8 protein-coding genes and 1 pseudogene are annotated in these 11,648 nt (G+C 71.3%); 1 reads left to right on the forward strand and 8 read right to left on the reverse strand.

What is annotated here, in order from left to right; genetic code table 11:
• Positions 1-28: 28 nt before the first annotated feature.
• From Cba03nite_RS17045 to Cba03nite_RS17075, 7 genes are all read right to left on the reverse strand, one after another.
• Complete coding sequence (locus Cba03nite_RS17045) at positions 29-862, reverse strand: hypothetical protein (protein WP_203746854.1); 834 nt, start codon at positions 860-862, stop codon at positions 29-31.
• Complete coding sequence (locus Cba03nite_RS17050; RefSeq protein WP_203746856.1) at positions 862-1,536, reverse strand: SAF domain-containing protein; 675 nt, start codon at positions 1,534-1,536, stop codon at positions 862-864. Before Cba03nite_RS17050 ends, Cba03nite_RS17045 begins: the two co-directional genes overlap by 1 nt.
• Positions 1,533-2,426, reverse strand: a complete 894-nt coding sequence (locus tag Cba03nite_RS17055) for a hypothetical protein (protein ID WP_203746858.1) — start codon at positions 2,424-2,426, stop codon at positions 1,533-1,535. The genes Cba03nite_RS17050 and Cba03nite_RS17055 overlap by 4 nt, the downstream gene beginning before the upstream one ends.
• Positions 2,420-2,968 (reverse strand): hypothetical protein, encoded by a 549-nt coding sequence (locus Cba03nite_RS17060; RefSeq protein WP_203746860.1) that lies wholly within the window; start codon positions 2,966-2,968, stop codon positions 2,420-2,422. The genes Cba03nite_RS17055 and Cba03nite_RS17060 overlap by 7 nt, the downstream gene beginning before the upstream one ends.
• A 485-nt stretch (positions 2,969-3,453) precedes the next feature.
• Positions 3,454-5,865: a WD40 repeat domain-containing protein gene (locus tag Cba03nite_RS17065; RefSeq protein WP_203746862.1), complete on the reverse strand. Its 2,412-nt coding sequence runs from the start codon at positions 5,863-5,865 to the stop codon at positions 3,454-3,456.
• The gene (locus Cba03nite_RS17070; protein WP_203746864.1) at positions 5,862-7,778 is read right to left on the reverse strand and encodes a P-loop NTPase family protein; all 1,917 of its coding nucleotides are present in this window, start codon (positions 7,776-7,778) and stop codon (positions 5,862-5,864) included. Before Cba03nite_RS17070 ends, Cba03nite_RS17065 begins: the two co-directional genes overlap by 4 nt.
• Positions 7,775-9,223 (reverse strand): lipase/acyltransferase domain-containing protein, encoded by a 1,449-nt coding sequence (locus tag Cba03nite_RS17075; protein ID WP_203746866.1) that lies wholly within the window; start codon positions 9,221-9,223, stop codon positions 7,775-7,777. The genes Cba03nite_RS17070 and Cba03nite_RS17075 overlap by 4 nt, the downstream gene beginning before the upstream one ends.
• A 419-nt stretch (positions 9,224-9,642) precedes the next feature.
• Here Cba03nite_RS17075 and Cba03nite_RS17080 point away from each other — a divergent pair, with 419 nt between their 5' ends.
• Positions 9,643-10,509 (forward strand): DUF4240 domain-containing protein, encoded by an 867-nt coding sequence (locus Cba03nite_RS17080; protein WP_203746868.1) that lies wholly within the window; start codon positions 9,643-9,645, stop codon positions 10,507-10,509.
• Positions 10,510-10,522: 13 nt separating this feature from the next.
• Here the strand turns inward: Cba03nite_RS17080 and Cba03nite_RS40725 are convergent.
• Positions 10,523-11,648 (reverse strand): annotated as a pseudogene (locus Cba03nite_RS40725) (ISL3 family transposase); the annotation flags it as partial.

Here is an 11,648-nt window from a genome sequence, read left to right on the forward strand (position 1 = left end):
CCGTCAGAATGCGCGCTCGCGGTGGTGGTCAGGTCACGGGCAGGATGCGCCACCGGTCCTCCTCAGTGTCGAAGCCGGCCGCCGGCTCACCGCCGGACGGGGCGAAGGCGGCGGTGCCGGTGGCGGATTCAGGTACCTCGTCGAGGTCGTAGGGGCCCGGTTTGACCAGCGGCCCGGCCTCGTGCAGCACCTGGGCCAGCAGCGCGGCCCTGCGGAACAGGCCGAACAGCCGCCAGTGCCGCGACCACCGCTCGCCGCGCAGCAGCGGCCCGGCGAGCCGGTCGTGCGGGACCTGGCCGAGGTGCGGCATGCCGACGGCGGCGAGGATCTCGCCGCTGCCGAACGGTCCCCTGCCGACGGTGGCCAGCCAGACCTGCCCGCCGGTCGCGGCCTTGACCGCATCGGCGTGGCCCTGTACGAGCGCGAGCTCGGCCTCGACGGGGCGGGCGACGATGATGACATGGTCGGCGGCGGCCAGGAACCCGCCGCATGCGCCGCCGCGTTCCAGCCGCCCGACGTCGGCGATGACGACGTCGGCGGTCGGGATCGCACCCGACCGGTCGGCGGCGACCTGAGCGGCCCGGCCGTTGTCACGGGCCTGCCCGGCGACGACGTCGACACCGATCGGCAGTCGGATCGCGTGCTCGCGGGCACGCCAGGCGTTGCCCCGGCGAAGGTCCTGCGCCAGCGACCAGAGGCCGGGCAGTTCGAAGAACTGCCAGTAGGCGCCGATCTGGCCGCCTGCGGGGTCGGCTTCTAGCAGCACCGGTCCGGGCTGGCCGCCAGGCCACGTCGCCGCGAGCGCTAGCGCGAGGGTGCTGGCGCCGGGTGAGCTTTTGAGGCTGCCGACGACGACGAGCATCAGGCGGCTCCCCACACGATGACGGCCACGTCGGTGCTGCGGGGCACGCCCAGCAGCGGGGCGTCGGCGGCCGCGACGAGGACGGTGACCACTGACCCGGGCTGCTCGGCGGCGGTCGTCACGGCGACGACGGTGCCGCGGACATGCATCACCGGTGAGGCTGGGCCCGCTGGCGGAGCTGGTTGCCCGGGCGTCGCGGTGCTGGCGCTTGGCGCGGCGGGCGGCGGTTTGCCCGCTGCGGCGTTGGCGGTGGCGATGATGCTGACCTGTGCGCCGGGGACGACGCCGGTTGGCAGGTGTGCCTCGCCGACGCCTACGGCGATCAGGGCGCGGCCGGGCGGCGGCCACGTGCTGGGGCCCAGCTGCGACGGGGCGAGCAGCTGCCCAGCGTGCAGTGGCACCGCCGCCGGGCGGCCGACGACCTTCTCCAGGTCGGTGGCGGGGACGAGGTGCACGCCGCCGTCGGCGCCGACCATGACCTGGCGCAGGTCGGCGGCGGTCAGCTCCTGCCCGGCGGGGACGTCGCGGGCGGCGGCCAGCGCGCTGGTCCGGTCGTCGACGCGGCCGTAGACCTGCAGCGACAGCAGCACGCAGACCGCGATAAGCAGCAACCCGGCGAGCAGGTGCGCGACGGGGAGCCGGCGCGGCGTGATGGCGGGCGGGGTGTGGGTCATCGGCTGCCGCCGACGTTGAGCCCCTGCACCTCGGCGACCACCAGCGGCACCGTCGCCGTGGTGGTGATCGTGCCGGCGTTGCCGGACATGCCGGCACCCGCCCAGGTCACCTCCCATGTGACGACAGCCTGCAGAGCGAAGGCGCCGCCGGGCAGGGCAGCCGAGGCGCGGGTGTAGGCGTGCGAGCACGCCGACGACCCGAGCGGGTCACCGCCTGCCCATGCCAGACCCGGTCCGGTGCAGAGCAGGCGGCTGCCGTCGCCGGGCAGCCATTCCACCGAAACCGGGGTCGCTGTCGCGGTGATCGACGCCCCGCCGGCCGATGCGGTCGCCGGCACCGGCCGCCAGGTGACCGCGTCAACCCACAACCACGTCGGCACGTGCACGATGGGGACTGCTGGCGGGCCCGGGTTGGTCCGCACCGTCGGCACCGGTGGGCGCAGCGCCGCCAGCGCGGTGGCGATGAGGGGGCCGGTGCCGGGGGCATCGCGGTCGGCGAACCACACCCGGGAGTTGCCCATGCCGCCGCCGATGGCGCAGCTGCGGACATACCACGCGCCGGGCCGTGGCCCGGCTTGCGGTGGTGGGTCCTGGACGGCTGCGCGCCGGTAGCGGCAGCCGTCGCGGTGCAGCCACCCGAAGTCCGGGTCGTAGCACGCGACCTCTTCGCCGTTGAGCCAGCAGCGCATCCGGCCGTCTGCCCCGGTGCCGCCGTTGCCGGTAACTACGATCACCACGACGGTGCACTCCTGCGGGCGCGGCTCGCCGTCGCAGGTCACTGCGCCACCGGCGTCCGCGCTGGCTGTGCGTGCTCCGCCGAGAGCGGTGGTCAACGCGGCGGCCAGGCACAGCGCGGCTGTGAGCAGCCTGCGGCTGGTCGTGGTCAGCATGAGCCCACCTGCTCGAGGCGGATCTGGTTGACGCGCCACTTGCCGTCGGCCGATAGCGCGACTGAGGCCGTCATCTGCCTGCGGCCACCGGGGGCGTCGGCGTACGGGCTGCCGTCGAACCGGTACACACGCGTGGCAGAAGTGTCCATGCAGTCGCTGACCGTGACCCGTGTCGGGTCGGCCATCGGGTGAACGCCGGTGGCCTTCGGCGACAGCAGGGTCGCGCCTGAGCCGCGCAGCCCGGCTGCCGCCGTCGAGCGCACCGCCCGGCTCAGCAGCAGCAGAGCAGGACCGTCGGCATACTCGGCCAGGAACGGCGAATCGGCGCTGCCCTCGGCCAGGGCGCGTTCGTAGGCCCGCCACATCTCCACGTAGATGCCGACGGCGTGCGTACGGGCGTCGGGCGACTGCCCCAGTGGCTGCGGCGACGCAGGTGCCGACGGAGTGGGCGGCCCTGGTGGCGTTGGCTGCTTGGCGGCGCAGGCTGTGACAGCCAGTATCAGCGCTCCTGTGATGATCGCGTCGTAGGCGCGTATCCGCATCTGCTTACCCCTCATGTCGAGGACGTGGGCCGCTGCGTTCCGACGACATCCGGCCACGCAGCAGCTGCGCCGCAAGGCTGTCGCTTATGGACTCGCGCGGCACTCTGCCATCATGGGCAACACCAGAAGGTTTGACAAGACAAACTTGAGAATTTGTCTAGCCGAACGATCATTCCAGACGTCGGGGTGTGGAGATCACGCGCTGGGCAGCATGGCGGTACAGTCCGACGAAGGGTTTCGCTACTGACCGCCTGCTCGCTGGCCCGTCAGTGCAGGGGTGGCGGGTCGTCGAGCGTGTGGACGAGCGCGACCTTGCCGCGCTGCTCGACGCGTCCCGGCTCTAACTCGGCACCCGCGGGCGATGTGGCGGGCGACCCGCTCCGGTTCGCCGAGGACGTCATCGCCGCGGCGATCTGGTCCTGGCAACGGAACCTGCTCCGCTCGATCGGCGCCGACGCCGAGACCGCCGTACACGTGCGACCGTTCTACTTCACCTCACCGCACACCGCCGCGAGACGGCCGTGACCGACTGCCAGCTCGATGAGCACCCAGCCCTGCATACCGGTGAGTACCAGCCCACCGTTCCAGGCGACTGCGCCTTCGTCGGGCAGCTCGGCCGGAATGACCAGACCGATCGTGCCGTCGGCCGGATCCAGCAGCTCGATGTGCCCCTGCCCCCTGGCTACCACGAGCCACGTGCGGTCACCGACACGCCACTGGCACAGGCACGACACCCAGTCATCAGTCGCCGCTCCCCACGCGTGCAGGGGTCGCGACATCGTCTCCGCCGAACGCGGGTCCCAGATGCACACACGGCCGTCGTGGTTCACGGTGGCGATCCGGATCGTCCCGTTCCCGGCGCGGAACGTCACGACCGACGAACTCTTGGCCGGCGCTTCCCACCACGGTTCGCCGGCCGGAAGCCGCCAGGCGGTCAGCACGCCGTCATCGACCCGGTACGCCGTCAGCAGCAGCCCGTCTTCGGCGTCGATGAAGGCCATGCTTCGCACGGGGCGCTGCTCGTCTATCGCGCACACAGGATGATCCAGGTCAGCGGCGAGCCACACGAGGATGCGCTCGCCCGTCCATGCCGCCAGCCACGCTTGCCCGGACGGGTTCTGGTAGGTCTGCAGTAAACGGACCGGCTCGCCAAGCGAGCTGCGCAGCAGCTTCACCGGTGCGGTTCGGCGCCACCGTCGATGCGGATGCCACACTCTCGGCTCGCCGTCCTGGCTGGAGCCGACCAGCAGTCGCATGCCGCCTGAATCCGGCAGGACGGCCAGATTGTTGACGGGTGCAGGTGCCTGCAGCAGGTATTCGGCCGCGTTCGGCCGATCAGGGTGCCAGACGGCGATGTTCCCCATGCCGCAACTGGTCGCGAGCCAGGTCCGCCCGCCCGGGCCGGTGAACGTCACCGAATGATGCACCACGCCGTACGGGTGCGGGTTGTGCAACGTCGCGGCCCGGATCGGTTGGGTGCGTTCGTCGAATATCCGGTCGTTGTCCACGAGGACCATGGCCGGATCCAGCACCCGTACGGTCCTGTCCTCGCCGGCCGCCACCAGCAGCGTGCGGCCGTTTCCGTCGGCGAAGGCCCGCACCGCGTGCACTGGCTGGCCCGAACCGTAGAGCGGCTGGCCCACCTGGCCCACGCCGTTGGGGTCCCAGATGCGGACGGTGCTGTCGAATCCTGTGGACACGATCAGCACGGTGCCGTCAGGGGCGGTCCAGACGTCCATCGAGTAGACGTTGCCGGTGTGCCCGACCAGCGCGCGGATCGGCTTGCCCGGAGCTCTGGGGTCCCAGATCTCGATGTCGGCGTTGTGGCTGATCGCCGTGAGCGGCTGCCCGTCACCCCCGGTGAACGACACGGCGGCCCACCGCTCCAGCGGGAACAGCGACGGAATGTGCGGCTGGAGGGTCAGCGTCTCACGGTGCTCCGACGGGTCCCAGGACCGGATGGTGCCGTCACCTCCCGCAGTGATCAGCATCGGCGCACCGGAGTCGCTCGCGATGGCCGTGACGGCGCCCAGCCACCGGTGGTGACCGTGCAGCGCCGGGCCGGCGAGCCGGCCTGTGTCCGGGTCCCACAACCTGACCACACCGTCGTATCCTGCGCTCACCAGGCGGTCCGCTCCCGTGGGCAGGCGCAGGAACATCGTGGTGTTGACACCTTTGGCGTGCCCGAGAAGCGGCGGGTGGATCCGGGATGCGGTGACCGCGTCCCACAGCATGACCTGCCCGTCCGCGCCACCGGTAGCCACCAGCGCGCCACCGGGCCGGGAAAGCACCGACACCGAGCGGATCTCGCCGCGATGACCGGTGTCGACCCGCCACAGCTCAGTACCGTCATCGGGGTCCAGCAGACGCAGGACCCCGTCCTCGTCGCCGGCGAGCACCATGTCGTGGTCGTACTGCCCGCTGAGCACCGCCAGCGACCGCGTCCTGATCACCCCGGCAGCGAACTGCCTGACCAGCCGTATGCGCGGGGTCACATGCGCGGCACGTACCGACCACGCCGCGCCAGCCTCCGGCGGCGTCGCATGTTCGACCTGGCCCAGCGCCATGGCGGTCGCGAGCTGACGCACGCCGGTGCGGTCGGCCGGAGCCACCCGCTGCAGCCTGTCCGCACCGAAGATCACTCCCCACAGCTCGGCAGGCAGCGCAGTGCCGTGGAACGCACTGGTGGTGGCACCGGCCGCCAGCGACATCTGATCCAGCACGGTCAACGCTCGGCCGTCGGCCGCGATCGCCGCCCAACCGTCAGGGCCCGCCAGCGCAGCGTGCCGCGCCAGGTGCTGGCGTACGTACGGCGAGTGCAGCAGCCGCTCCTGCGCCAGTAGCGCCCTGACGATGCGCAGATGCTCGTCTGCCGTCCGCTGCGGACCTTCGGTCACCGCGGCGGCCCGGATCGGAAGAACTCCGCGAACGTGCGGTGGGCCAGCCGGAACACGCTCTGTCCCGCCTCGGCGTCCAGCATCACGTAGGCCGCGGCACGGGTGAGCAGGTCGTCGACGTCCTGCTCGCCGATCTGGTCGCCGCGTTCGCTGAGCGCTTCGGCCATCAGAGCCCATACCTGGTCCGCGCGTGGCACGCCCCGGCCGTGTGCGAGCGACAGCGCCCGCAGCAGCGGGCCGTTGCGCGGCGACGCGGCGACCAGGCGGCTGACCGCGGCCGCGAACAGGCCGCGGTGGTCGGAGCGCAGCAGCCGACCCAGGTCCTCACGTCTGTGCGGCTGCAGCAACTGCGGACCGGCGATGATCTCGTGCACGGCCAGGCGCGCGTAGAGGAACTGCCGGCCGCCCCCGTTGATCGCCCTGGCGACCTGGTCCAGGACAGCCGGGTCCGGCTCGTGGAGTGCGGCCCTGAGCCGGCTGGCGACGTACGCCGCGATCGCCTGCGGATCGCGATCGACCAGCAGGATGTCGTCCGGCGACACGCCGAGGGCCCGGACCAGGTCGTCTTGGCCTTCTGCGGGATCGTCGATGGTCTCGCGCCCGGACCGGCGGGTGCCGACGACGACCCTGTTGCCGGGCACGGCAGCGATGCCGCGCAGCACCGTGGCTGCGATCAGCTGCGGATCGTGGGCTTCGTCGAGGGCATCGGCCAGGACGGTGACCGGATGGTCGGCCAGGTGCCGCAGCAGCCATCCCGTGTCCCGGTCACCGCCGGGCGGCAGCTGCAGGCCGACGGCGTCGGCGATGCGTACGACGACATCGGGCACGGACATGCCGATCAGGTGCATCACCACGTCGAACGGGTTGTCCGGGGGCTGCTCGGCTTCCGGCAGCACATCCAGCATGACCGTGCGGCCCAGGTGGGCGCGCAGGTCAGGGTTGGCGTGCACGAGGATGTTGCCCAGCAGCGCGGACTTGCCTGAACCCGCCGGCCCGGTGACCACGAGCATGCCCGTCGTGCGCTCACGCAGCCACCGGCTGATCTCACGGCGCTCGGCCGCCCGGCCGCAGAAGTACCAGGCCAGTTCGCCGAGCTCGGCGCCCTGCGCCTTGGGCAGGAAGTGCCCGCGCTCGTCGGGGCTGAGCCGGGCCAGCGCCGCGGTCAGTTCGGCGTAGATGTCCAAAGGTGCGGTCACCGGCTGGGTCAGAGTCCGCTCCCGCCGGATCAGCGGGGCGGCCAGATGCAGCCCGATCGGCACGACGTGACCGTCCGGCAGCCGCCGCTGGACCCTGCTGACCAGGTCGTCCAGCCGGATCTCGGAGTCATTGTCCGTCATCGACGGCATCGCGAGCGTGGCCGCCAGCGCGCGGCGGAACTGCCCGAGGTAGCTCCTGCCGGTTCCGCCGACGCCGACGATGGCCAGCCGTTGCGGCCCGTCGGGCCGGATCCCGTAGACGAGCTGGGCGAGCTGCCAGGTGAAAGTGAAACCGCCGCAGGCCTCGATGACGAGTACGGTCCAGTTGTCGTCGCCGTGCTGCGCACGGGAACGCCATTCGGCCAGGACCGCAGCTCTGAGGTCGTCGGGACGGATCGCGGTCAGGTCGTCCATCGGCTGCGCAGTGTCGTACGCGGCCAGCCACGCCTCCTGGTCGTTGGACTCGCCGTGCCCCACCCACAGCAGGACGGAGCTGCGGCCCGCCCGGCCCTGTGCCCAGTCGCCGAGCCGCCGCACCACCTCGGCCTTGGTCCGCCGACGGGCCGGGACCGGCCAGTCCACGTCGGCTCCACCGACCTCGCTCAGCAGCTCGCCGATGGCCGCCAGCTCGCCGTCCAGTTCACGCAGGGGCGGATGGCGCAGGTAGTCGCCGATACCAAAGGCCACGATGTCGAACGCGCCGTCCGGGGCGGTCACGGCACGACAGCCAGGAGCAGCTGGGTGACGGTGTCAGAACCACCGGCTTTGACCTCGACCCGGAACAGGCCCGGCCCGGACAGCACCGACACGCCGCTGCCACCGCGCATCACAGGGTGGGCGACGGGCCGGCCGGAGGCGGTGTCGACTATCCGGCAGGATGCCCCCGGGTGCGGCTCGGTGAGCGTGATGCTGAACGGCTCCCCCACGGTGACGATCTCCGGCACGTCAACGCCCGGCCCCAGCGGGCCGAGCGGCTGCCCCAAAGTGGTCTCGGTGATCACCGCGCAGACGTGCTGAATCGCCTCCGGCGCACGCGGCAGCGCCCCATGCGACTGCGCCAGGTACGTTGCCGGCACCCCCGGCACCCCGGCCGCTTCGCGGCTCACCGTGGCGTCGCCACGCCGATCGGCGAACCCGACACCGCCCCCGGACCGCAACGCCGTCACGAACAGCGGCTGCGCCAGCCCTTCGGCCACAGCGAGCCCCTGGACAGTGGGCTGGGCGACACCGATCACCGTCCGCACCTGCCCGGCCGGGATCTCGCCGACCTCCCGCCGACCCACCACAGCCTGCGCGAACAGATCGCCGTCGGCGCCAAACCCCTCCACGTCGGCTCTCGTCAGCATCGTGACGTCCTCACCACGGTGAACGCAGGGGAAGGCAGGCAGCAGGTCGTACATCGCAGGCATCGTGCGGCACAAGTCGCGCAGCTGCCGGTACGGCAGCGGCAGCGGAGCACCCCGGCCGACGGACATCATCACGGCGGCCTTGGGCGACCCCGCGAACGGCGTCCCCAGCGTCACCACAGCCCGCACCTGCTCGCCGAGATGCGCCACAGCATGACGGGACAGCAGCCCGCCCATCGAGTGGGCGACTACCACCAGCCGCGCGCCCGCGCTGCCCGCACGGTGACGCCGCCACCGATACAGATGCTGCTCGGCAGCCTGCGCGAGCAGCGGTCCAGTGTGCGCGACCGGCAACCGCCAGTCGTACGGGAAGCTCATGACGGCGTCGGGGTGCCGCACCACGCGGCTGACCGCCGACAGCAGAGCCGTATACGGTTCGGCGCCACGCAGCACCGGGGCGAAAGCGGGAGCCCGCAGCAGACCCACCGGACGCACGCGGCCCACGTGCCCGTCACGTTCGCGTCCGGTCACGCCCAGCGCGTCCAGCGAGGCAGGGCGGGTCCACGCGCGCACATACCAGCCGGGCTCCGACAGGCCCCACAACTGCCGCCCATGCTCGGCGTCGACCAGTTCGCTGCCCATGATGCCTGGCACGACGACCACTGCGTCGGGACTGGTGTCCGGCTGTACAGCAGTCGGCACGCCATCCCTCCTCGCCGATCGGTTCACTCCATCATCGTCGTCGATCGGCGTGCCGCGGCGTAGACCGCGCCCGCCGTCAGGCATGGCCGCCGGTGTCGGGAAGCCGACGGCCACCGCCTGATGTTGCACGCCAGAGCACACCGCCGCCAGGGACGGCCCTGTACATGCCGACGACGGCTACGGGGCACCCAGGCGCAGTGCGACGAGTTCGTGCACACATCCCACGATCACGTGGCCGCTCCCGGGACTGTGTGTCATGATCTCGTGAGGCAGTTGAAAATCCTGGACTATCCGGGGTCAACGAATTTAGCGGGGGTCGAGGTGGCCACGGTAGGCGCGCCGTGGCGCAGCGGGTGCGTTGACGGGTTTCGCCAGGATCTCCGGTTACGAGGTTCGGCCGGTGGTCGCCAGACGCTCCACGTCGGGCAGACCGGACTCGTCGCAGCGGCGGTAGAAGCGATAGAGCAGATCGGCGACGTCTTCGCGGTTGTGGCTGGTGCGCGCCCGAGTTGAGTGATCGGCATACTGTCGTGGTGGAGATCGACGAGTTCTGGCGGATCGTGGATCGGGCGCGTGACGATGCGGGCGTTGCGACGGGTCCGTTTGATGATGCCGCGGTTGCCGAAGCGCTGGTGGCGCGACTGATGACGTTGTCGCGCGACGAGATCCTCGACTTCGACGACCTCCTGGGCGAGGTGATCGCGCGGCTGGACACGTGGGAGGTGGCCGTCGCGTGTCAGCTCATCACCGGTTACATCTCCGACGACGCCTTCTCGTCATTCAGGGCTGGGCTCGTCGGCTTGGGGCGCCGGACCGTAGAGCAGATCTTCGCCGACCCCGACTCCCTCGCCGGTCACCCCGTCGTCATCGACATCGCCGAGGGTCGCTGTGAGCGGATGGCGCTCTACAGCGAAGACCTGCTCTTCGCAGCATCGTCCGCGTTCGCAGGGATCAGCGGCGGCGACGAGGACGCCTTCTGGGAAGCGCTGGATGCCCGCCCTGAGTCGGCAGGGTCTGGCGAGGTTCTGCCGCCGGACTGGAAACCCGGTGCCGGCGACGCCGAGCGCGCCCCCGAGCGGCTGCCGCGCCTGTGGGCGCTGCTGCCTCCCGGACGGTGGGCGTCCGAACCACGTCCTGCTAAGGCGGTGCCGCAGGCTGATCCTCACGAAGGATGCCCGCTGTGCGGTGGTGAGTTGTCGGCGCAGTCGGTCGGCTCGAGCAGCCGTCGCGATGACGGAACGATCCTTACGCGGGAGTTTCGGCGTTGCCTGGATTGTTCGCAGGTGGTTGAGCGCACCAAGCGTGGCGACGGCTGGGATGCGTGGCGTGAGACAGACACGGTCGAACTTGATCATCTAGTGAGCGTGCGTATCCTGCTTTCCGCTGGCCTGGGGTCATGAGAGCTCAGCGAAGTTAGCGGAGGTCGAGGTGGCCGCGGGTGCGCCGAGTAGTGGCGCAGTGGGTGCGTAGCCGCTGGTTGACGGGGTTGCGGAAGCCGTATGCGTCCCTGCCTATGGTCTTGATCACCCGGTTGGTGCCCTCGGAGCCGGCGTTGGTGATCCCGGTGCGGATGAACGCCAGGATCTCCGGCTACCAGGTCTGCACCGTGGTGGCCAGACGCTCCAGCTCGGGCGGTCCGGACTCGGCGCAGCGGCAGTAGAACCGGTAGAGCAGGTCGGCGACGTCCTCACGGTTCGGGTCGGTGCGGGCCAGTGCGAGTAGTTCGAGCAGGTCCTCCTTGGCGTTCCATGCCGCCAGGATCGGCACGCCGATCCGCGCCGGTCGGGCCTTGGCTCGCCTTCGAGCTCGGCGACCTGGTCACCGGCCATCCGGGCCGCTGAGCAAGTCAGCCGGTTGCGCAGCTCCCACTCGCGATTGCCTTTACGGCCACGCCGACCGCGGACCTGCACGGTGACCCGGCGGCGGACCTCGGTCACCGTCGCGTTGGCCAGCTGCACCACATGAAAGTGATCGACGACGAGTTGGGCGTGGGGCAGCGCCTGCCGGATCGCGGACTTGAACACCGTGCACATGTCGATGGCCACGAACCGCACCTGCGTACGCCACGTTTTCGGCCTGGCCAGGAGCCAGTCGGCCACGGCCTGGGCGGTGCGGCCCTCGACCTGCCCGAGCAGGCCCTGCCCGGCGGACAGGTCCACGAATCCCACGTGCCAGCGGTCGGCGACGGTTTGCCAGGACTGTGTGACCTCGTCGAACTCCCACTGCGCCCGGCCCCGGCGGACCTCGTCGATGCCCAGCACCTCGACTGGTTGCGGCTGGTCGGGCAGCACCGCGGCGGCGTGTGTGGTGAACGCCGCGGCCACCACCGGCCACGACACGTCGTGATCTCGTGCGGACTGCACGATCGTGCGCCCACCGTCGGCGACTGCCGCGCCGGCGGCCGACCGCAGCCGGGTGGTCAGCCGCTTGCGGGCAGGGACAGCGGCCACGGCCTCGGTGAACGACGCACGCCGGCAGCCGGGCTCGTCACAACGCCAGCGGCGCTTGTACCAACGCAACCTGGTCGGACGCCCGCCAA

Origin of the sequence: Catellatospora bangladeshensis (genome assembly GCF_016862575.1) — a bacterium.
GTDB lineage: Bacteria > Actinomycetota > Actinomycetes > Mycobacteriales > Micromonosporaceae > Catellatospora > Catellatospora bangladeshensis.

Bases quoted from the DNA above. Each gene is read 5' to 3' on its own strand.
- Cba03nite_RS17045 (WP_203746854.1), bottom strand. From the start codon at position 862: ATGCTCGTCGTCGTCGGCAGCCTCAAAAGCTCACCCGGCGCCAGCACC.
- Cba03nite_RS17050 (WP_203746856.1), bottom strand. From the start codon at position 1,536: ATGACCCACACCCCGCCCGCCATCACGCCGCGCCGGCTCCCCGTCGCG.
- Cba03nite_RS17055 (WP_203746858.1), bottom strand. From the start codon at position 2,426: ATGCTGACCACGACCAGCCGCAGGCTGCTCACAGCCGCGCTGTGCCTG.
- Cba03nite_RS17060 (WP_203746860.1), bottom strand. From the start codon at position 2,968: ATGCGGATACGCGCCTACGACGCGATCATCACAGGAGCGCTGATACTG.